A 20,537-nucleotide genomic window follows, 5' to 3' on the forward strand; every position below is an offset into this window, starting at 1 on the left:
TATGACGACGCCGACGACGCAACGCAGTCCGCGCAGGTGGCCCAATAAGTTGGCGGGAGTGGGGTTGTTCGCGGTGTGTGCGCTCGTACTTGCGTTGACCTATGCGCAGTTTCGGGGTGAGTTCACCGCCAAGACGCGATTGACGATGTTGGCCCCGCGCGCGGGCCTGGTGATGGATCGCGGGGCAAAGGTCACCTATAACGGCGTGAGTATCGGTCGGGTGGACGACATCTCCGAAGTGGAGCATGACGGCCAACCCTCCGCCAAGTTGTCGCTCGATGTGAACCCGAAGTACGTCAAGCTGATTCCGGCCAACGTCAACGCCAAGATCGTCGCCACCACCGTTTTCGGCAACAAGTACGTGTCGTTCAGCTCACCGAAAAACCCTACCCCACAACGGATCACGCCCAAGCATGTGATCGATGCGAGATCGGTGACGACCGAGTTCAACACATTGTTCGAGACAATTACCCAGATCGCGGAGAAAGTCGACCCGGTCAAGGTGAACTTGACGCTCAGCGCGGCAGCCGACGCGTTGAGCGGGTTGGGCGACAAGTTCGGGTCGTCGATCGTCAAGGGTAACGCCATCCTCGACGACGTCAATGCGCGGATGCCGGCCATCCGACACGACATCCGACAGCTCGCCGCTCTGACTGATACCTATGCGAACGCCGCACCCGACCTCTTCGACTTCTTCGACAACGCGGTGATCACCGCGCGCACCCTCACCCATCAGCAAAGTGATTTGGACGCGGCTCTTTTGGCGTCGGTCGGGTTCGGTAACACCGGCGAGCAGATACTCAAACGAAGCCAGCCCTATTTGGTCCGTGTTGTCGCCGATCTGGCGGCTACCGCCCGGTTGCTGGACACCTACAGCCCTGAAATCTTCTGCACCATCCGCAACATCGCCGATCTCGTCCCGAAAATCACTGCGGTGGAGAGCGGCAACAGGTACGCCGCGCAGCTCGGTGCGGCGCTCGCCGGCGCCGAGAACCCGTATGTCTATCCCGACAACCTGCCGCGGACGAACGCCAGGGGCGGACCGGGCGGCGCACCCGGATGCTGGCAGCCCATCACCCGTGACCTCTGGCCCGCGCCGTATCTGGTGATGGACACCGGCAACAGCATCGCTGCGTACAACCACTTCGAGCTCAACCAGCCCCTCGGCATCGAATACATGTGGGGGCGCCAGTACGGGGAGAACACCATCAACCCATGAAACTCAACGGTACGGTCGTTCGACTCGCCGCCATCGCGTCGGTACAGGTGCTGCTCACCGTCGTGATCATCATTGTTTTCGGTCAGCTGCGATTCGAGAAGACCGACAGCTATGCAGCGGAATTCAGCAATGCCAGCGGACTGCGGGCCGGTCAGTTCGTCCGCGCATTCGGTGTCGAAGTCGGCAAGGTCAAAAAGGTCGACCTGGTCGACGGGGATCGGCGGATACGCGTCGAATTTGCCGTCGACCGCTCGCTGCGGCTGTATCAATCGACGACCGTGCAGATCCGCTACCAGGATCTGATCGGCAACCGCTACATCGAACTCGACCGTGGCCAGGGGGAAGGGGCTGACCGCATCCTGCCGCCGGGCGGGTTGATCCCGTTGTCGCGCACCCAACCGGCGCTCGACCTCGACGCGCTGATCGGTGGTTTCAAACCGCTGTTTCGGGCTCTGAACCCGGACAAGGTCAACAGCATCGCGTCCGCGATCATCACCGTCTTCCAGGGGCAAGGCGGAACCATCAGCGACATCCTCGACCAGACCGCCCAACTGACTTCCCATCTCGCCGAGCGAGATCAGGCCATCGGCGAGGTGATCACCAACCTGAACACCTTGCTGGACACCACGGTCAAGCACCGCAACCAGTTCGACCAGACCGTCGACGACGTCGAGAAACTGATCACTGGTCTCAAAGACCGGGCCGATCCGCTGGCGTCCGCCACCGCGCACATCAGCAATGCCGCCGGAACGGTGGCCGACCTGCTGGCCGACAACCGCGCACTGGTGCACAGCACCGTCGGCTATCTGGAAACCATCGCCCAGCCGCTCATCGACCAGCGCGACAAGCTCGACGATCTGCTGACCAAGACGCCGAAGGCATTCAACCTGATCGGACGCACCGGAGGTATCTACGGCGACTTCTTCAACTTCTACCTGTGCGACTTGTCGATCAAGGTCAACGGGCTGCAACCGGGCGGCCCGGTGCGCACGATCAGGCTCTTCCAGCAGCCCACGGGCAGGTGCACGCGGCAATGAGAACGCTAGAACCCACCAATCGGGCCCGCATAGGGGCAATGGCCATCGTCATGGCAGCGCTGACAATTGGTGTGGGCCAAAGCTTTACCAGCGTCCCGATGCTTTTCGCCCAGCCCAGCTACTACGGGCAGTTCAGCGACTCCGGGGGAGTGGGCAAAGGCGACAAGGTCCGCATCGCCGGCAAGGACGTCGGCAAGGTTGAGGCGGTCGCCATCGACGACGATCACATCACGGTCAAGTTCTCGACCGGAACCCACACCATCGGCACCGAAAGCCGGCTGGCGATCAAGACCGACACCATCCTGGGTAAGCGGGTGCTCGAGGTGGAACCGCGAGGCACGCAGAAGCTGCGGCCGGGAGCCGCGTTGCCGCTGGGCCAAAGCACCACGCCGTATCAGATCTACGACGCATTCTTCGACGTCACCAAGGCAGCCGGCGGGTGGGACATCGATACCGTCAAACGGTCGCTGAATGTCCTGTCGGACACCATCGACGAGACCTACCCACACCTGAGCGCTGCGCTCGACGGGGTCGCCAGGTTCTCCGACACCATCGGCAAACGCGACGAGGACATCAAACACCTTGTCGCCCAAGCCAGAAAGGTAGCCCGGGTTCTCGGCGACCGCAGCGAACAGTTCGACCGGCTGCTGGTCAACACGCAGAGCCTGTTGTCCGCGTTCAACGAACGCGGTCGAGCCATCGACGCGTTGCTAGGCAACATCTCCCGGTTCTCGACGCAACTGCAAGGGCTCATCCACGACAACCCGAACCTGCACCATCTGCTCGAGCAGCTGCGTGTCGTCACCGACATGCTGACCAAGCACAAAGACGACCTCGTCGCCGTACTGGTCAGCCTGCGCAACTACACCGCAGCGCTCAGCGAGGCGGTCAGCTCCGGCCCCTACTTCAAGGTGATGATCGCCAACCTGCTGCCGTACCAGATCTTGCAGCCGTGGGTCGATGCGGCGTTCAAGAAGCGGGGTATCGACCCCGAGGAGTTCTGGCGCAACGCCGGACTGCCGGCGTTTCGGTGGCCGGCCCCCAACGGCACCCGGTTCCCCAACGGAGCGCCGCCACCGGCGCCGCCGGTGCTGGAAGGCACCCCGGATCATCCGGGACCGGCCGTCCCACCCGGATCGCCGTGCTCGTACACGCCGCCGCCGGATCAACTGCCGCGGCCGTGGAACCCGTTGCCGTGCGCCGGTATTGACCAGAACCAGGGCCCCTTCGGTGCGTTGTCCGGCCCGGAACTGGCGCCGCCCGACGTCCAGACCTCCACCCCGAACCCCAACGGCCAGCCGCCGACACCCGGCATCCCGATCGCCGGACGGCCGGGCGAGCGACCTCCGGACGTTCCGGGCACAGCGGTCCCGTTGCCCCCCAACGCGCCGCCGGGAGCACGCACCGAACCACTGGCACCCGTGGCAGGGCCGGCTCCGCCACCGGCGCCGCTGCCTCCGGGGCCGCCGGCACCGCCTGGACCGGGTCCGCAACTCCCAGCTCCGTTCATCACGCCAGACGGGACCGGAGGTAGCCGATGAGCACTATTTTCGATATCCGTCAGCTGCGGCTGCCGCAGGTGTCGCGGACGTTCGTGATCGTGGCATCGCTCGTATTGGTGGTCGGTTTCGTTGTGGCGCTTGCGGGTTGGCAGCTCTACCGCAAAATAACGAACAACACTGTGGTGGCATACTTCCCGCGGGCTAATGCGCTGTATTCCGGTGACAAAGTCCAAATCATGGGCGTGCGAGTCGGTTCCGTCGACAGCATCGAGCCGGCCGGTGACAAGATGAAAGTGACGTTCCACTACCAGAACAAGTACAAGGTGCCGGCCAACGCCTCGGCGGTGATCCTCAACCCAAGCCTGGTGGCGTCACGCACAATCCAGCTCGAACCGCCCTACCACGGCGGCCCGATACTCGCCGACAACGCGGTGATCCCCATCGAGCGCACCCAGGCGCCCGTGGAGTGGGACGACCTGCGCAACCAGGTCACCAATATCATCTCGGAGCTCGGTCCGACGAAAGACCAGCCCAAGGGCCCGTTCGGCGACATCGTCGAGTCGTTCGCCGACGGGCTGGCCGGCAAGGGCGAGCGGATCAACACCACATTGACCAACTTGTCCGCGGCATTGACCACGTTGAACGAGGGCCGCGGCGACTTCTTCGGCGCTCTGCACAGCCTGGCGTCGTTCGTCAATGCACTGCATAAAGACGACAAGCGGTTCGTCGCTCTCAACCGCGACCTCGCCCGGTTCACCACCAGCTTGACCCGCTCGGACCACGCGATCGCCAGCGCGGTACAACAGACCGACACCCTGCTGTCCACGGCCCGCGACTTTTTCGCCGAGAACCGCGAGGTGCTGACCCGCGACGTCGACAACCTCGCCGAGACGACGACCGCACTCGTGCAGCCCACGCCGAGGGACGGCCTTGAGACCGGACTGCACGTGCTGCCTCACATGGCCGCGAACGTGCTCGCCAGCTACGAGCCGGCGCATGGCGGGCTCACCGAGGTTCCGACGCTGGTCAATTTCGCGAACCCAATGCAGTTCTTCTGCAGTGCAATTCAGGCCGGCAGCCGGCTCGGCTACCAAGATTCCGCCGAACTGTGTGCGCAGTACCTGGCACCGATTCTCGATGCGATCAAGTTCAACTACTTCCCGTTCGGGCTGAACTTGTTCACCACCGCCGACACGCTGCCCAAGAACATCGCCTACTCCGAACCGCGGCTGCAGCCGCCCCCCGGGTACAAGGACACCACCGTCCCCGGAATCTTCGCGCGGGATACCCCGTGGTCACACCGCAACTCCGAGCCGGGCTGGATCGTCGCTGCGGGCATGCAAGGCGTTCGAGTACAGCCGGCCACCGCGAACATGTTGACACCAGAGTCGTTGGCGGAGCTCATGGGTGGCCCGGACATCACACCTCCACCGCCCGGTCGCACCATGCCCGGACCACCGAACGCGTATGACCAAAACAACCCGCTGCCGCCACCGTGGTACCCGCAGCCCCTGCCTTCGCCGACAGCCGGCCCGCCCGCCCTGCCGGCTGAAGCCGCAACATCGGCAGGACCGGGCTCGTGATCGCCTGGGCCCGACAGCGGGTTTGGCGGGTGCTGGTGCTTCTGATGGCTGGGCTGGTGCTGAGCTCGTGCGGGTGGCGCGGCATCGCGAATGTGCCGATCCCCGGTGGCCCCGGCACCGCTGCCGGCTCCTACACCGTCTACGTGCAGATGCCGAACACGTTGGCGCTCAACGGGAATAGCCGGGTGCTGGTGTCCGACGTCTTTGTCGGCACCGTCCGCAAAATCGAGCTGAAGAACTGGGTCCCTACGCTCACGCTCAGGCTCGACAAGAATGTGCAGCTGCCCAAGAACGCCACCGCGAAGATCGGGCAGACCAGCTTGCTTGGTTCTCAGCACGTGGAGTTGGCCGCACCACGCAACCCGTCGCCGCAGTTGCTGAAAGACGGCGACATCATTCCGCTGAAGCACGCCTCGGCCTATCCCTCCATCGAGCAGACACTGGCCAGCCTGGCCATCGTGCTGCGCGGCGGCGGCATCCCCAATCTCGAAGTCGTGCAAAACGAGGTCTACAACATCCTGAACGGGCGGGCCGCCCAGATTCGGAATTTCCTGTCCAAGCTGGACACGTTCACCAGGGAGCTCAACCGCCAGCGCGAGGACATTGCCCGCGCCATCGACTCCACCAACCGGCTGCTGGCGTATGCGGGCAGACGCGCAGCCACGGTGGATCGTGTGCTGACCGAATTCCCGCCGCTGGCCAAGCATTTCGCGGAAAGGCGCGACCTGTTCGCCGACGCGATCGATGCCATCGGGCGAATCAGCGATGTCGCCGATCAGGCACTGTCGGCGTCCCAGGACAATCTGCACCAAGACCTGCAGTCGTTGCAGCGCCCACTCAAACAGCTCGGGCGCTCCGCACCCTATCTCGTGCAGTCCCTGAACCTGCTGCTTTCCCCGCCGTTCACGATGGACGCCCTGCCGAAAATCGTGCGCGGCGACTACATCAACATTTCCGGGACGTTCGATTTGACGCTGAGCACGATCGACAACGCGGTCTTCAGCGGCACGGGATTTTCGGGGGGTTTGCGTGCCCTCGAGCAGTCGTGGGGCCGCGATCCGGCAACGATGATTCCTGACGTTCGGTTCACGCCCAACCCGGCCGACGCGCCAGTGGAGCGGGGCGAGTAGTCCGATGCTGACACGCTTTATCCGCAACCAGTTGATCGTCTTCGCAATCCTGACGGTGATCGCACTGGTGACGCTGGGCTGGTATTACTTGCGTGTCCCAAGCCTTCTCGGCATTGGCCAATACACGCTGACTGCCGACCTGCCGGCGTCGGGCGGCTTGTATCGGACCTCCAATGTGACCTACCGTGGAGTCCAGATCGGCAAGGTCACCAAAGTCGAGCCGACCGAAAGCGGCGCCAGGGCCACACTGAGCATCGACAATCGCTACAAGATCCCGATCGACGCGTCGGCCAACGTGCACTCGGTGTCGGCGGTCGGCGAGCAGTACCTCGACCTGGTGTCGTCAGGCAACCCGGGCAAGTTCTTCTCGCCCGGACAGACGATCACCAAGGGGAGCGTGCCCAGTGAAATCGGCCCGGCACTCGATGCCGCCAACCGCGGACTGTCGGCGCTGCCGAAGGACAAGATCGCGTCGCTCCTCAACGAGACAGCCAGGGCAGTCGGGGGATTGGGCCCGGCACTGCAACGGCTGGTCGACTCCACCCAGGCCATCGCCGGTGACTTCAAGACCAACATCGCCGACGTCGACGACATCATCGAGCACTCGGCGCCGATCTTGGACAGCCAGGTCGACTCGAGCGACGAGATCGACCGCTGGTCGCACAACCTGGACACCCTGGCCGCGCAGATCGCCCAGAACGACTCGAGCGTGCAACGTATCCTGGCCCAAGCGGCGCCGACCGCCGATCAGGTTACCAACGTGTTCGGCGACGTCCGCGAATCGCTGCCGCAGACTTTGGCCAACCTCGAAATCGTCGCCGACATGCTCAAGCGCTACAACAAGAACGCCGAACAATTGCTGGTGTTCCTGCCCGAGATCGCCTCGATCGCCCAGACCGCGCTGATGGGAACCCCGGGGTCGGTGATCATGGACTTCAACTTTGCGTTCAACAATCCGCCGCCGTGCCTAACCGGGTTCCTGCCGCCGTCGGAGTGGCGATCGCCGGCCGACACCAGCGTTGCGCCGTTACCGGCCGGAACGTACTGCAAGATCCCGAAAGATACGCCCGCGAACGCGGTACGCGGCGCGCGCAACTACCCATGCGTCGACGTGCCGGGCAAGCGCGCTGCCACACCGCGGGAGTGTCGTGACCCGAAACCGTATGTGCCACTGGGAACTAACCCGTGGTACGGCGACCCCAACCAGATCCGCAACTGCCCCGCGCCCGGTGCGCGCTGCGATCAGCCCGTCACCCCCGGCCAGGTGATACCGGCACCGTCGGTGAACAACGGCCTCAACCCGGCACCCGCCGACAAGGTGCCCGGAACGCCGCCGCCGGTGAGCGATCCGTTGCAGCGGCCGGGATCGGGCACCGTCCAGTGCAACGGGCAGCAGCCCAATCCGTGTGTGTATACGCCGAGCGTGGCTCCTGCGGCGATCTACAACCCAGCCAGCGGCGAGGTGGCCAGATCCGATGGGGTCAAATATCTGCTGAGAAACTCGGCGCACACCGGTGAGGACGGGTGGAAGGACATGCTCGCGGGCGGCTGAAGTTCAGGCGCGGGTGACAGTCACATTTGGGTGGTAGCCGTCGTGCAAGAGTCCGCTGGATATCAGGCGCGCTAGTAGCGCGTCGTCTTCGAAAATCATCTCTAACAGCTCGGCTTTGAGGCTCGCTGTCGACTAATTCATCGCTCCCCGGGCGCGGGCGCTTCTGCGCCCCGCAATCCCACTTCGGCGTGGCCGGTGCCGAGCACCGACCAACGCCGATCGCCGACTTCGACGTAGACGTCGGCTTGCTCGGTGTTGGTGCAGATCGCGGTGGCGCCGTCGGGGTCGGTGTATTGCAAACTCACACAACGGATTTCCGGCTGATCAACCAGGATGAGCACATCATGTCGGCCGATGCGGCCCTCGAGCTGCCAGTGCCGCACACCTAACGTCGTGCGCATCCGCAGCGACGGCAAACCGCTTGGCGGCCAGTCTTTTCCGTCGACCCGAAACCGGATGAACGCCATCGGCGGCAGCCTGCGCAGGCCTGGTCTGTGCGACACCGCGGTGACCACCTCCAGCACATCGCCGTTGCTGAGGTCGGCGTGGAGCCAGGCCCAGCGTTTGGCATTGCCGTGCCCGTAGATATGCGCCACCGCGCCGCGCCACCCGTCAAGCCGATGGCTGGCGTCGGTGACCGTAAGCGCGCCGGTGAACTGAGCGGTCGGGGCCAGTACCACCTGCGCCCCGGGCAGCAGTTCGCGCTCCCACGCCACCCGCGGAAAGGTCCACAGCGGCGCCCCGGTGTCCTTCCAGCGCAGTTCCCATGCCAGCGATCCGGCGCGGCCGGACAGCTCTTCGAATGCCGCCCGCACTCCCGCGGCGTCGAACCACGCCGGTCCGGCTGCCGGCTCGACGGGTTGTGGCCCGAACCGCTCGGTGCGCGGTGAGCCGTCGGGCGGGAACCAGGTGGCCCAGCCGTGCCCGTACGAGGAGCCCGTCACCGGCGCCACCGTTTCGCAATGCACCCACAGCCCGGCGCGGGTCGTCGGATCAGACAACGTGGCGTACCAGACTTCCAACCGCCCGGGCTTGCCTCGCCAGCGGGGGGCGGCCGCGGATCGGAAGCGGTCGTCCACAGCGTCACCTCCGGTCGACTGCCCTGGCCCGTGGCCAGTGCCCGTGAGTCAGATGTGACACCTGATCCGCGACAGCACAGTCGAAGCTATTCCGCCGCGCGGGTGGCCGGGTGTATGGCGATGAGCCCTAACTTGTTGCGCCGCTTACACATTGCCGCCAATTCCGCGTAAGCCTTCTCGCCGATCAGTTCGGTGAGTTCGTCGGCCAGGCTTTCCCACACCTGCTTGGCGCCGACATGGGCGGCGGGGTCGCCGGTGCAGAACCAGTGCAGGTCGGCGCCGCCGGGACCCCAGCTGCGGCGGTCGTACTCGGTGATCGTGGTCTTGAGGATTTCGCTGCCGTCGGGCCGGGTCACCCACTCTTGGCTGCGCCGGATCGGCAACTGCCAGCAGACGTCGGGTTTCATGGTCAGCGGCGCCACTTTGAGCTTGAGCGCTTTGATGTGCAGCGCGCAGCCGGCGCCGCCCTTGAACCCCGGCCGATTCAAAAAGATGCACGCGCCCTTGTATTTACGTGTGCGCCACTGCTGTTCATTGTCGTGCTCGTCGAGCTCGAGATAACCCTTGCGGCCCACGCCTTGCTCGCGGAACTGCCATTCCTTGTCGGTCAGCTTCGTCACCGCGTCGTCGAGCCGGGCGCGGTCGTCGTCGTCGCACAAAAACGCCCCGTGCGAGCAGCACCCGTCATTGGGACGGCCAGCCACCGTGCCCTGGCAGGCCGGCGTGCCGAACACACACGTCCAGCGCGACAACAACCAGGTGAGGTCCGCGGCGATCAGGTGCTCGGGATTGTCGGGGTCGTAGAACTCCACCCATTCGCGGGTGAAGTCCAGTTCGACCTCGCCGGGGTGGTCCGGCTGAGAGGCTGCCACGCTGTCCACCGTAGAGCAAAATCGCTCTGGCTCAACGTCACGCGCCGCGCCGAGTCGCCGGGCGTCTCCTCACGCCGTCACCTGCCCAGACGCCACGTAATGTTGTCTCGTGCGATTAGGCGTGCTCGACGTGGGCAGTAACACGGTCAACCTGTTGGTGGTAGATGCCCGCCGCGGCGGCCATCCGACACCGATGAGTTCCACCAAGGCCACGTTGCGGCTGGCGGAGACCATCGACAGCTCCGGCAAAATAAACCGCCGCTGGACCGACAAGCTGATTTCCACCATCGACGAATTCGCCAAGATCGCGGCCAGCTCCGGCTGCGCCGAACTGATGGCCTTCGCCACCTCCGCGGTCCGCGACGCCAAGAACTCCGACGACGTACTGGAGCGGGTACGCAAGGAGACCGGTGTCAAGCTGCAGGTGCTGCGCGGCGTGGACGAATCGCGGCTGACGTTTCTGGCGGTGCGCCGCTGGTACGGCTGGAGCGCCGGGCGGATCATCAACCTCGACATCGGCGGCGGCTCGCTGGAGATCTCCAGCGGCGTCGACGAGGAACCCGACGTCGCGCTGTCGTTGCCGCTGGGCGCCGGGCGGCTGACCCGGGAATGGCTGCCCGACGACCCGCCGGGTCGGCGCCGCGTGGCTATGCTGCGCGATTGGCTCGACAACGAGCTGGCCGAACCCAGCGCGATCGTGCTGAAAGCCGGCAGCCCCGATCTGGCCGTAGCAACGTCGAAGACATTTCGCTCGTTGGCTCGCCTCACTGGCGCGGCGCCGTCGGCCGCCGGACCCCGGGTCAAACGGACGCTGACCGCCAACGGCCTCAGACAACTCATATCTTTCATCTCTAGGATGACGACCGCTGACCGTGCGGAACTGGAAGGAGTGAGTGCCGAGCGGGCGCCGCAGATCGTGGCGGGTGCTTTGGTGGCGGAGGCGAGTATGCGAGCGCTGTCGATTGAAACGGTGGACATCTGCCCATGGGCACTGCGCGAAGGTCTCATCTTGCGCAAACTTGACAGTGAAGCCGACGGAACCGCCCTAGTGGAGACTTCTGTGCGGGATGCTGGAAGCCAGCAAGTTGATCGGGTCGCGGTTGACCGATCGAGAGGCGACACACGATGACTGGACCACAAGAGAGCTCCAACACTCGGCCGATCTCGGTTGCCGAGTTGCTGGCCAAAAACGGCACCATCGGCGCCCCGCCCCCCGCCGGCCGTCGTCGCCGTCGGCGCCACAACAGCGCTGCGGTGACCGTCGCCGAGCTGACGGGCGAAATCCCCGTCGTCAGGGACGAGCACCGCCACGACGAAGCGGAACCCACCACTGGTGCCCTGCGCACCGAGGCGGCCAACCCGGTCGCCGAGCCAGTCCCCGACAAACAGGACGAGGACCGGTCCAGCGCCCCGTACTGGTCGGAACCCGAGCCGCGCTGGCCCGAGTCTCCGCCGCTGTCACCGCCGGACTCCGGACCAGAGCGCGGCCACTACCCTCGGCCGCTGCGCAAAGCTGGGCGCGTCGACGCCGCCCACGAAGGTGCCGAAACCCACTCCGGTGCCGAGCGGATGAGCCCCGACCCGCTGGACGACTACGCCGAGATCCCGGTGGACGTGATGGACACCGAGGTGCGCGAAGCCGAGCCGGCCACCGAGGACTCCGCCTACGTGCGGTCCTACCTGCACGGAGCGGACGGGCTGCCCGGCGGCAAGACCATCGACGAGGACACCGGATCGGCTGAACTGCTGGACACCGACGAGCTCGACGAGGACTACGCCGACATCTCCGACCTCGCCGAGGCCGACAAGCACGCCGAGCCCGCTTACGCCTGGACGAACAAGACCGAGGCGTTGCTGCACGGCGGGCTGGTGGTCTTCCAGTCGATTCTGGCGGTCGCGTTCGGGGCCGGGTTGTTCATCGCCTTCGACCAGCTCTGGCGGTGGAACAACATCGTGGCGCTGGTGCTGTCGGTGCTGGTCATCCTCGGCCTCGTGGTCGGGGTCCGGGTGGTCCGCAAGACCGAGGACATCGGCAGCACGTTGATCGCAGTGGCGGTAGGGGCATTGGTCACGCTGGGGCCGCTGGCACTGTTGCAGTCCGGGTAGCGCCGCCAGAACCAGTGCGCCCAGCCATCAAGGTCGGTCTCTCGACGGCCTCGGTCTATCCGTTGAGGACCGAGGCCGCTTTCGAGTACGCGGCCAAACTGGGCTACGACGGCGTCGAGCTGATGGTGTGGGGCGAATCGGTCAGCCAGGACATCGACGCGGTGGAGACGCTGTCGGAGCGCTATGGCGTTCCCGTGCTGTCTGTGCACGCACCATGCCTGCTGATCTCCCAGCGAGTCTGGGGCGCCAACCCGATACCCAAGCTGGAGCGCAGCGTGCGGGCCGCCGAGCAACTCGGGGCGCACACCGTCGTCGTGCATCCCCCGTTTCGCTGGCAGCGCCGCTACGCCGAGGGGTTCAGCGAGCAGGTCGCCGCACTGGAGGAGTCCAGCGACGTCATGGTCGCGGTGGAGAACATGTTCCCGTTCCGCGCGGACCGCTTCTTTCGGGCCGAGCAGTTGACGGAACGGATGCGCAGGCGCGGCGGCGGTCCGGGCCCGGCGATCTCGGCGTTCGCGCCGTCCTACGACCCCCTGGACGGCAACCATGCTCACTACACGCTCGACCTGTCCCACACCGCGACGGCGCACACCGACGCGCTGGAGATGGCGCGGCGCATGGGCTCAGGCCTGGTGCATCTGCACCTGTGTGACGGCAATGGGCTGCCGGTCGACGAGCACCTGGTTCCGGGGCGGGGCACCCAGCCCACTGTCGAGGTATGCCAGATGCTGGCCGCCGGCGACTTCGCCGGCCACGTCATCCTCGAGGTGTCGACCTCGAGTGCCCGGTCGATACACGAGCGACAGGCGATGCTCGCGGAGTCGTTGCAGTTCGCCCGGACATACCTGCTGCGCTGACTTTTGAAGGAATCCGATGAGCTTGTTCACCACCGCGATGCAACTACGCGACGTCAGTGGCAATTCAGCCAACGGTCGCGTTTTCGAGGGGGAGCTCAACAAGCACTGGACCATCGGCCCTAAGGTGCACGGCGGGGCCATGCTCGCGTTGTGCGCCAACGCGGCCCGCACGACTCACGGGGACTCCGCGCAACCGGTCGCGGTGTCGGGCAGCTTTTTGTGGGCGCCCGATCCGGGGCCGATGCGGCTGATCACCTCGATCCGCAAGCGCGGCCGGCGCATCAGCGTGGTCGACGTCGAGCTCACCCAGGGTAAACGCACCGCGGTGCACGCGGTGGTCACTCTCGGCGAACCCGAGCATCTGGTGCCACCGCTGCTGTCGGCGAACCCGGTGGTGGAGCTGATGACGCCCGAGCCGCCTCCCGATATCGCGCCGATCGGCCCCGGCCACCCGATGGCCGGGCTGGTGCACCTGGCCGAAGGCTGCGACGTGCGCCCGGACGTGTCGACGCTGGAACCCACCGACGGGCGGCCCCCGCTGATCCAGATGTGGGTGCGCCCGCGCGGGACCGCCCCCGACGTGCTGTTCGCGCTGATGTGCGGCGACGTGTCGGCGCCGGTGAGTTTCGCGGTCGGGCGTACGGGCTGGGCGCCGACGGTGCAGCTCACCGCCTACCTGCGGGGGCTGCCGGCCGACGGTTGGCTGCGAGTGATCTGCACTTGCCTGCAGATCGGACAGGACTGGTTCGACGAAGACCACCTCGTCGTCGACTGCGAGGGCCGCATCGTCGTGCAGACCCGCCAGCTGGCAATGGTGCCGCCCGCGAAGTAGCCCGCGGGCCCGGGTCTGCCATGCTTTGACCCGTGGCCAGAATCGCGATCATCGGCGGCGGCAGTATCGGCGAAGCGTTGCTGTCCGGGCTGTTGCGGGCCGGCAGGCAGGTCAAAGACCTGGTGGTGGCCGAACGGATTCCCGATCGGGCCCGGTACCTCGCCGAGACCTACTCGGTGCTGGTGACCTCGGTGACCGATGCCGTGCAGAGCGCGACATTCGTCATCGTCGCCGTCAAACCCGCCGACGTCGAATCGGTGATCGGCCAAATCGCTCAAGCGGCCGCCGAGGCCGAAAGCGATTCCGGCGACCAGGTTTTCGTGACTGTGGCAGCGGGCGTCACCATCGGCTACTTCGAATCGCGGCTACCGGCCGGCACACCCGTCGTCCGAGCGATGCCCAACGCACCGTCGCTGGTCGGTGCCGGAGTGAGCGCGCTGGCCAAGGGCCGCTTCGTCACACCGCAACAACTAGAAGAGGTCTCCGCGCTGTTCGACTCCGTCGGCGGCGTGCTCACTGTCTCCGAGAACCAGTTGGACGCGGTGACCGCGGTGTCCGGTTCCGGACCCGCGTATTTCTTCCTGATGGTCGAAGCGTTGGTCGACGCTGGCGTCGGGGTCGGGTTGAGCCGCCCAGTGGCCACCGAGCTGGCGGCGCAGACGATGGCCGGATCGGCGGCGATGCTCCTGGAGCGGATGCACCAAGAGCGTCGAGGCGCTGACGATGCCCCCAGCGACTTGCGGGTGGATACCACCGCGGCACAGCTGCGCGCCACGGTCACCTCGCCCGGCGGCACCACCGCTGCTGCGCTGCGCGAATTGGAACGCGGCGGTTTCCGGGCAGCGGTCGATGGGGCGGTGCAGGCTGCGAAAACCCGCGCTGAACAGCTAAGAATCACATCAGAGTAATTCGGCAATTTCCATAGATTTTCCCACACCCGTCGCAATAACCCCACTAGTCCCGCTATTCTCCTCTCTGTATGCACGTGTGGGTGCCAGCGGAGGGGAAGCCGGTGGGACTGCACGGGCCTGACTGATTGGGTTGCGATGACGTCTATAAACGGGCCATCGGCGCGGGATTCAGCTGGCGGTAAATCGGCACGGGACACCGGTTCCTCCGACACCCAGCAGCCAAGAACTCAATTTCTCACAGTGGCCGAAGTGGCGGCGCTGATGCGGGTCAGCAAGATGACCGTCTATCGGCTGGTGCACAACGGCGAGCTGCCGGCGGTACGGGTCGGGCGCTCCTTCCGGGTGCACGCCAAGGCCGTGCACGACATGCTGGAAACTTCTTACTTCGACGCCGGCTGATCCCAGCGCCGCCTCGGTACTCGGCCGGTCGCTTTCACCGGTGGCCCCGCCGGATTTCTGCTGCATGCCGCCAGCCGGTACAGTGTGCGGGTCATTTCACTTGTCGGCACAGGCGGACTGAGATAGCGGGGTCATGGGTTCAGTAATCAAGAAGCGGCGCAAACGGATGTCGAAAAAGAAGCACCGCAAGCTGCTGCGTCGCACGCGGGTGCAACGCAGAAAACTCGGTAAGTAAACTCCCCGCGCGCGCAGCTTCACTCTGCAGTAACGCCGTGGTATCTCTGGCCCGCTAGGCTAACGGAGTGGATTCGGCGGACGGTCACACTGGCACCCCGACAGGTAACCGAATGGACCGAGACGCAGGCACCAAAAATGGCGCGGGCAGCGACACCGTGCACTATCCGAAAGTCGTGCTGGTCACCGGCGCGTGCCGGTTCCTGGGCGGCTACCTAACTGCTCGGCTGGCGCAAAACCCGTTGATCAATCGGGTCATCGCGGTCGACGCGATCGCGCCCAGCAAGGACATGCTGCGCCGGATGGGCCGAGCCGAGTTCGTCCGCGCAGACATCCGCAACCCCTTTATCGCCAAAGTGATTCGAAACGGCGACGTCGACACCGTGGTGCACGCGGCAGCGGCCTCGTTTGCGCCGCGATCCGGCGGCGGCGCGGCGCTCAAGGAAATCAACGTGATGGGCGCGATGCAGTTGTTCGCGGCCTGCCAGAAGGCGCCGTCGGTGCGCCGCGTCGTGCTGAAGTCCACCTCGGAGGTCTACGGCTCCAGCGCACACGACCCGGTGGTGTTCACCGAGGACAGCAGTAGCCGGCGCCCCTTCCGCCAGGGTTTCCCCAAGGACAGCATCGATATCGAGGGTTACGCGCGCGGGTTGGGCCGGCGCCGGCCCGACATCGCGGTCACCATCCTGCGGTTGGCCAACATGATTGGGCCCGCCATGGATACCACGCTCTCGCGCTACCTGGCCGGACCGCTGGTGCCCACCATTGTGGGACGCGACGCGCGCCTGCAATTGCTGCATGAGCAAGACGCGCTGGGCGCGCTGGAGCGTGCCGCACTGGCCGGACGGCCCGGCACATTCAACATCGGCGCTGACGGCATCGTCATGCTTTCGCAGGCCATTCGGCGGGCAGGACGCATCCCGCTGCCGGTGCCGGGATTCGGGCTGTGGGCGCTCGATTCGCTGAGACGGGCTAATCGCTACACCGAAATCAACCGCGAACAACTCGCCTACCTGAGCTTCGGTCGGGTGATGGACACGACCAGAATGCGTAAAGAACTTGAATACCAGCCGAAGTGGACGACAGCCGAAGCGTTCGACGACTACATTCGTGGGCGAGCTCTGTCTCCCATTATCAAACCCGAGTTGGTACGCTCCTTGGAGGGTCGGGCCGTGTCGGCAGCCCAGCGGTTTGAGCAGTCGGTCACGAGTGTTTTAAGGGTGGGGGGAGGGTAAATATCGTGGCGGGCGATTCCAAGGCGAAAGTGATTCCGCTGCACACGAATCCGAGTCGTGCAGCGGCACAGCGCCGCGCCGGCCAGCGCACCGCGTCGTCACGTCGGCATCCCTCGCTGCTCTCCGATCCCGACACCCGCGCGTCGGCCGAGCAGATCGCCGCCGTCGTCAGTGAGATCGATCAGCGCCGCCGCAGCGCCGCTGCCGAGGCGCAGGAGCCAACCACCGAGTTGGCCCAGCGGGTCGGCGCCGTCGCCGGGTTCATGCGCCAGCGGCTGCTCGGTGACTACAGCGTCGACGAATTCGGGTTCGATCCACACTTCAACGACGCGATCGTGCGGCCTTTGCTGAGGTTCTTCTTCCGGTCATGGTTTCGGGTCGAAGTCAGCGGCATCGAGAACCTGCCCACCACCGGTGCCGCATTGGTGGTGGCCAACCACGCCGGGGTGCTGCCGTTCGACGGGCTGATGGCCTCGATCGCGGTCCACGACGAGCACCCGGCCAAGCGAGACTTGCGGCTGCTTGCCGCCGACATGGTGTTCGACCTTCCGGTGATCGGCGAGACCGCCCGCAAGGCCGGCCACACCATGGCCTGCGCCACCGACGCGCACCGGCTGCTGGCGTCCGGCGAGCTCACCGCGGTGTTCCCGGAGGGCTACAAAGGACTGGGCAAGCGCTTCAAGGACCGCTACAAGCTGCAGCGATTCGGCCGCGGCGGGTTCGTGTCGGCAGCGCTGCGCACCAAGGCGCCGATCGTGCCGTGCTCGATCGTCGGCTCCGAGGAGATCTACCCGATGATGGCCGACGTCAAGCTGCTGGCGCGGCTGTTCGGCCTGCCCTACTTCCCGGTCACGCCGCTCTTTCCGCTGGCCGGGCCGGCCGGGATGGTGCCGTTGCCGTCGAAGTGGTACATCGCGTTCGGCGAGCCGATCTCGACCGAGGACTACGACGCCGGCGACGCCGACGACCCGATGGTCACCTTCGAGCTGACCGACTACGTGCGCGAGACCATCCAGCAGACGCTGTATCGGTTGCTGGCCGGGCGCCGCAACATGTTCTTCGGCTGATTTCCTCGGCCGAACAGACGCGAAAGTCCCTCATTTGGCCGCAATTGGAGACGTTTGCGTCTTCTCGCGGGCTAGGCCGGCTTGACCAAAGTGAACTGGCAGACGTCGGTGTAGCCGTCGCGGAACAGATCGGCGCAACCGGTCAGGTACTTCATGTAGCGGTCGTAGACCTCTTGCGACTGGACCGCGATCGCCTCGTCCTTGCGGGCCTGCAGGTTCGCCGCCCAGGTGTCCAGCGTGCGCGCGTAGTGCAGGCGCAGCTGCTGCTTCTTGGTGAGCGTGAAGCCCGCTTTGGTCGCGTGTTCTTCGACCACCACCGCCTGCGGCAGATCTCCGCCTGGGAAGATCTCGTCCATGATGAACTTGAAGAACCGCAGGTGACTCATGGTGACCGGCAGTCCTCGCGCGGCGAATTCGTCGTCGGCCGGCTTGATGATGGTGTGCAGCAGCATCACCCCGTCGGGCGGTAGCACCTCGTAGGCCATCTTGAAGAAGTCGTCATAGCGGTCCCGGCCGAAGTGTTCGAACGCCCCGATCGACACGATCCGGTCCACCGGCTCACGGAACTGCTCCCAGCCCTGCAGCCGGACCTGCTTGGAGCGCGCGCTGCCCGACTCGGCGAACTTCTGCTCGACGTGCGCGGCCTGGTTCTTGCTCAGGGTCAGCCCGATCACATTGACGTCGTACTTCTCGATAGCACGCAAAAGCGTTGCGCCCCAACCGCATCCGATGTCAAGCAACGTCATACCGGGCTGCAGGCCGAGCTTGCCTAACGACAGGTCGATCTTGGCGAACTGAGCCTCTTCCAGCGACATGTCGTCGCGCTCGAAGTAGGCGCAGCTGTAGGTCTGCGTTCGGTCGAGAAAGAGCCGATAGAAGTCGTCGGAGAGGTCGTAGTGCGACTGCACGTCCTCGAAGTGCGGCGTGAGATCGCGCGTCGGATCGGTAGCCCCCTGTTTCATAGCGGCCGACCCTAAGCCCCGCTGCGAATCGACGCAATTGCCGCCGCCGTCGCCGCAGCGTCGGCCTCCTGACCAGCCGCTTCCCCGATCATGGTGACGACGCTGGTCACTACGGCTTTCCCGTCGGCATCGGTGACTTCGCTGCGAATTTCGGCGATCACCGTGCCGTGGGACTGGATGACCGAGTCCAGATAGGCGTCGAAGAACAAGCGGTCGTGCGCCAGGATCGGGCGGTGAAACTTCAGCTTCTGGTCACGGTGGAACACCCGCGCGATATTGATCGGGATGTCGAACTTGGTGAACAGCTCCAGTTGGAGGCGTCGGCCGGCGATCGCAAGGAAGGTCGGCGGGGCCACCAGCGTGGGGTAGCCGTGCTCGGCGGCGGCGTCCTCGCTGAAGTGCGCGGGGTGGTCGTTCATGACGGCACGGGCAAATTCGCGAATCTTTTCCCGCCCGACGTCGAAGTAGTCGTGGTGGCGGTAGTGCTTACCGATGAGTTCTTTGGCTTCAACGGGAACTGTCATTGCCGCTGCTTACTCTCCGCTCACATTAGGGCTCAGCGGCGCAGCTTATCAGCGTGAGTGCCGCTGTGACGCCATGCGGTCGGTGCGCCTCTCGCGCGGCTACCCGCGCTCGCGGCGACGCGACACGGGGCTGATCGCGGTCGGTGCGCCTCTCGCGCGGCTACCCGCGCTCGCGGCGACGCGACACGGCCGCAGCGAGGGCACCGCCGGCCGCCCCGAGCGCCAGCGCCGACGGCACCCCGATCCGGGCCGCCTTGCGAGCGGTGCGGAAGTCGCGGATCTCCCATCCCCGTTCCCGCGCCAGCGCCCGCAGCTGCGGATCGGGATTGACCGCGACCGCCGTGCCGACCAGCGACAACAGCGGCAGGTCGTTGATGCTGTCGGAGTAGGCGGTGCACCGCTTGAGGTTCAAGCCCTCACGGATAGCCAGCGAACGCACAGCATGGGCCTTGCCCATGCCGTGCAGCAGTTCGCCGACCAGCCTGCCGGTAAACACCCCGTCGACCGATTCGGCGACGGTGCCCAGCGCGCCGGTCAACCCCAGCCGGCGGGCAATGGTGATCGCCAGCTCGTACGGGGTAGCGGTGACCAGCCACACCTGCTGGCCGGCATCGAGATGCATCTGGGCCAGCTCACGGGTGCCCGGCCAGATCTTGTCAGCGATGATCTCGTCATAGATCTCCTCACCGAGCGCCTCCAGCTCGGCAGTCGAGCGACCTTCGATGAAGGCCAGCGCTTTGCGCCGGCCCGCGGCGACGTCGTCGCTGTTCTCTTTGCCGATGAGCTGAAACTTGGCTTGGGCGTAGACGAACCCGAGCACGTCGCGGTAGGTGAAGTACTTGCGCGCGGCCAGCCCGCGACCGAAGTGCAGCAGCGACGAGCCCTGCACCAAGGTGTTGTCGACGTCGAAGAATGCGGCCGCGGTCAGGTCGACGGGCGGCTGCGGCGGGATTTCGGCGGTGGTGTCGGCGCGCAGCTCGTCGAGGGCGCGCTGGGCGCTGGCGTCCCCACCCAGCGCTTCGAGGTCGACATGGCCAGAACCTGCGCTGCCTGAATCACCGGAAGCCACCATCAACCTCCTTTCGCCCCTGGCGCATAGTCGCTTCAACCCTATCTGGCCTGCGTGTACACCGGGTGTCAGCGTTAGCGGTGCCACACTGGTGCGGTGAGCCGTCACCGCGTGGAGTTGCTGACCCGGGCCGGCTGTCTGATCTGTGCACGGGTGTACGACCAGCTCGCCGACCTCGCCACCGAGTTGGGCTTCGAGCTTGCCGCGACAGACGTCGACGCGGCCGCGGCGGCCGGCAATCCCGGGCTGCGCGCGGAGTTCGGCGACCGGTTGCCGGTGGTCCTGCTCGACGGCCGTGAGCACAGCTATTGGGAGGTCGACGAGGACCGCCTGCGTGCAGATTTGGCTTGACCGTGGTGAGCACCAA

At 65.6% G+C, this 20,537-nt stretch carries 21 protein-coding genes; 16 read left to right on the top strand and 5 right to left on the bottom strand.

The annotated features are described in order from the left end of the window. The first annotated feature begins 1 nt into the window (after position 1). From G6N15_RS11400 to G6N15_RS11425, 6 genes are read left to right on the top strand one after another with little or no spacing between them, the layout of a single operon-like run. Entirely contained in the window at positions 2-1,219 is a 1,218-nt protein-coding gene (locus tag G6N15_RS11400) for an MCE family protein (protein WP_083090092.1), read from the top strand. Next, entirely contained in the window at positions 1,216-2,256 is a 1,041-nt protein-coding gene (locus tag G6N15_RS11405) for a virulence factor Mce family protein (RefSeq protein WP_083090093.1), read from the top strand. The genes G6N15_RS11400 and G6N15_RS11405 overlap by 4 nt, the downstream gene beginning before the upstream one ends. Further along, positions 2,253-3,797 carry a virulence factor Mce family protein gene (locus tag G6N15_RS11410; protein ID WP_083090094.1) on the top strand — a complete coding sequence of 515 codons (1,545 nt, stop codon included), beginning with the start codon at positions 2,253-2,255 and terminating at the stop codon, positions 3,795-3,797. Before G6N15_RS11405 ends, G6N15_RS11410 begins: the two co-directional genes overlap by 4 nt. Continuing rightward, positions 3,794-5,341: a virulence factor Mce family protein gene (locus tag G6N15_RS11415; RefSeq protein WP_163748038.1), complete on the top strand. Its 1,548-nt coding sequence runs from the start codon at positions 3,794-3,796 to the stop codon at positions 5,339-5,341. Before G6N15_RS11410 ends, G6N15_RS11415 begins: the two co-directional genes overlap by 4 nt. A 44-nt stretch (positions 5,342-5,385) precedes the next feature. Further along, the gene (locus tag G6N15_RS11420) at positions 5,386-6,471 is read left to right on the top strand and encodes a virulence factor Mce family protein (RefSeq protein ID WP_083089843.1); all 1,086 of its coding nucleotides are present in this window, start codon (positions 5,386-5,388) and stop codon (positions 6,469-6,471) included. Positions 6,472-6,475: 4 nt separating this feature from the next. Then, positions 6,476-8,023 carry a virulence factor Mce family protein gene (locus G6N15_RS11425; protein ID WP_083089841.1) on the top strand — a complete coding sequence of 516 codons (1,548 nt, stop codon included), beginning with the start codon at positions 6,476-6,478 and terminating at the stop codon, positions 8,021-8,023. Positions 8,024-8,160: 137 nt separating this feature from the next. Here G6N15_RS11425 and G6N15_RS11430 read toward each other — a convergent pair whose 3' ends face one another. Then, a complete protein-coding gene (locus G6N15_RS11430) occupies positions 8,161-9,102 on the bottom strand; it encodes a hypothetical protein (RefSeq protein ID WP_083089840.1) in 942 nt (313 codons plus the stop codon). Positions 9,103-9,188: 86 nt separating this feature from the next. Next, positions 9,189-9,983, bottom strand: coding sequence for a hypothetical protein (locus G6N15_RS11435; RefSeq protein WP_083089839.1), 795 nt, complete (start codon positions 9,981-9,983; stop codon positions 9,189-9,191). A 100-nt stretch (positions 9,984-10,083) separates the two neighbouring features. On the opposite strand from G6N15_RS11435, the gene G6N15_RS11440 reads away from it, so the two are divergent. From G6N15_RS11440 to G6N15_RS11480, 9 genes are all read left to right on the top strand, one after another. Continuing rightward, a complete protein-coding gene (locus G6N15_RS11440; protein ID WP_083089838.1) occupies positions 10,084-11,103 on the top strand; it encodes a Ppx/GppA family phosphatase in 1,020 nt (339 codons plus the stop codon). Beyond that, on the top strand, positions 11,100-12,080 hold the full coding sequence (locus G6N15_RS11445; protein WP_083089837.1) for a hypothetical protein: 981 nt from the start codon (positions 11,100-11,102) through the stop codon (positions 12,078-12,080). The genes G6N15_RS11440 and G6N15_RS11445 overlap by 4 nt, the downstream gene beginning before the upstream one ends. Positions 12,081-12,094: 14 nt before the next feature. Continuing rightward, on the top strand, positions 12,095-12,937 hold the full coding sequence (locus G6N15_RS11450; protein ID WP_083089836.1) for a sugar phosphate isomerase/epimerase family protein: 843 nt from the start codon (positions 12,095-12,097) through the stop codon (positions 12,935-12,937). A 16-nt stretch (positions 12,938-12,953) separates the two neighbouring features. Further along, positions 12,954-13,769 (top strand): thioesterase family protein, encoded by an 816-nt coding sequence (locus G6N15_RS11455; protein ID WP_083089835.1) that lies wholly within the window; start codon positions 12,954-12,956, stop codon positions 13,767-13,769. A 32-nt stretch (positions 13,770-13,801) separates the two neighbouring features. Next, positions 13,802-14,677 carry a pyrroline-5-carboxylate reductase gene (gene proC, locus G6N15_RS11460; RefSeq protein ID WP_083089834.1) on the top strand — a complete coding sequence of 292 codons (876 nt, stop codon included), beginning with the start codon at positions 13,802-13,804 and terminating at the stop codon, positions 14,675-14,677. 138 nt (positions 14,678-14,815) lie between these two features. Continuing rightward, positions 14,816-15,079, top strand: coding sequence for a helix-turn-helix domain-containing protein (locus G6N15_RS11465; protein ID WP_048889595.1), 264 nt, complete (start codon positions 14,816-14,818; stop codon positions 15,077-15,079). 133 nt (positions 15,080-15,212) lie between these two features. Then, positions 15,213-15,314 (top strand): 30S ribosomal protein bS22, encoded by a 102-nt coding sequence (locus G6N15_RS11470; RefSeq protein WP_003402602.1) that lies wholly within the window; start codon positions 15,213-15,215, stop codon positions 15,312-15,314. Between the two features lie 112 nt (positions 15,315-15,426). Continuing rightward, entirely contained in the window at positions 15,427-16,548 is a 1,122-nt protein-coding gene (locus tag G6N15_RS11475; RefSeq protein ID WP_083089833.1) for an SDR family oxidoreductase, read from the top strand. A 5-nt stretch (positions 16,549-16,553) separates the two neighbouring features. Beyond that, positions 16,554-17,615 (top strand): lysophospholipid acyltransferase family protein, encoded by a 1,062-nt coding sequence (locus tag G6N15_RS11480; RefSeq protein ID WP_083089832.1) that lies wholly within the window; start codon positions 16,554-16,556, stop codon positions 17,613-17,615. 71 nt (positions 17,616-17,686) lie between these two features. Here the strand turns inward: G6N15_RS11480 and G6N15_RS11485 are convergent, their stop codons facing one another. From G6N15_RS11485 to G6N15_RS11495, 3 genes are all read right to left on the bottom strand, one after another. After that, the gene (locus G6N15_RS11485; RefSeq protein WP_083089831.1) at positions 17,687-18,577 is read right to left on the bottom strand and encodes a cyclopropane mycolic acid synthase family methyltransferase; all 891 of its coding nucleotides are present in this window, start codon (positions 18,575-18,577) and stop codon (positions 17,687-17,689) included. An 11-nt stretch (positions 18,578-18,588) separates the two neighbouring features. Beyond that, on the bottom strand, positions 18,589-19,101 hold the full coding sequence (locus G6N15_RS11490; RefSeq protein WP_083089830.1) for an FAS1-like dehydratase domain-containing protein: 513 nt from the start codon (positions 19,099-19,101) through the stop codon (positions 18,589-18,591). Between the two features lie 160 nt (positions 19,102-19,261). Beyond that, positions 19,262-20,173, bottom strand: coding sequence for an HAD family hydrolase (locus G6N15_RS11495; RefSeq protein WP_083089829.1), 912 nt, complete (start codon positions 20,171-20,173; stop codon positions 19,262-19,264). A gap of 93 nt (positions 20,174-20,266) precedes the next feature. Between G6N15_RS11495 and G6N15_RS11500 the strand changes: the two genes are divergently transcribed. Further along, positions 20,267-20,521: a glutaredoxin family protein gene (locus tag G6N15_RS11500; protein WP_083089828.1), complete on the top strand. Its 255-nt coding sequence runs from the start codon at positions 20,267-20,269 to the stop codon at positions 20,519-20,521. Positions 20,522-20,537: the final 16 nt, after the last annotated feature.

The sequence above is a fragment of the Mycobacterium noviomagense genome (genome assembly GCF_010731635.1).
Taxonomy (GTDB): Bacteria; Actinomycetota; Actinomycetes; order Mycobacteriales; family Mycobacteriaceae; genus Mycobacterium; species Mycobacterium noviomagense.

Bases quoted from the DNA above. Each gene is read 5' to 3' on its own strand.
- G6N15_RS11400 (WP_083090092.1), top strand. From the start codon at position 2: ATGACGACGCCGACGACGCAACGCAGTCCGCGCAGGTGGCCCAATAAG.
- G6N15_RS11405 (WP_083090093.1), top strand. From the start codon at position 1,216: ATGAAACTCAACGGTACGGTCGTTCGACTCGCCGCCATCGCGTCGGTA.
- G6N15_RS11410 (WP_083090094.1), top strand. From the start codon at position 2,253: ATGAGAACGCTAGAACCCACCAATCGGGCCCGCATAGGGGCAATGGCC.
- G6N15_RS11415 (WP_163748038.1), top strand. From the start codon at position 3,794: ATGAGCACTATTTTCGATATCCGTCAGCTGCGGCTGCCGCAGGTGTCG.
- G6N15_RS11420 (WP_083089843.1), top strand. From the start codon at position 5,386: ATGGCTGGGCTGGTGCTGAGCTCGTGCGGGTGGCGCGGCATCGCGAAT.
- G6N15_RS11425 (WP_083089841.1), top strand. From the start codon at position 6,476: ATGCTGACACGCTTTATCCGCAACCAGTTGATCGTCTTCGCAATCCTG.
- G6N15_RS11445 (WP_083089837.1), top strand. From the start codon at position 11,100: ATGACTGGACCACAAGAGAGCTCCAACACTCGGCCGATCTCGGTTGCC.
- G6N15_RS11455 (WP_083089835.1), top strand. From the start codon at position 12,954: ATGAGCTTGTTCACCACCGCGATGCAACTACGCGACGTCAGTGGCAAT.
- G6N15_RS11465 (WP_048889595.1), top strand. From the start codon at position 14,816: ATGACGTCTATAAACGGGCCATCGGCGCGGGATTCAGCTGGCGGTAAA.
- G6N15_RS11470 (WP_003402602.1), top strand. From the start codon at position 15,213: ATGGGTTCAGTAATCAAGAAGCGGCGCAAACGGATGTCGAAAAAGAAG.
- G6N15_RS11475 (WP_083089833.1), top strand. From the start codon at position 15,427: ATGGACCGAGACGCAGGCACCAAAAATGGCGCGGGCAGCGACACCGTG.
- G6N15_RS11485 (WP_083089831.1), bottom strand. From the start codon at position 18,577: ATGAAACAGGGGGCTACCGATCCGACGCGCGATCTCACGCCGCACTTC.
- G6N15_RS11490 (WP_083089830.1), bottom strand. From the start codon at position 19,101: ATGACAGTTCCCGTTGAAGCCAAAGAACTCATCGGTAAGCACTACCGC.
- G6N15_RS11495 (WP_083089829.1), bottom strand. From the start codon at position 20,173: ATGGTGGCTTCCGGTGATTCAGGCAGCGCAGGTTCTGGCCATGTCGAC.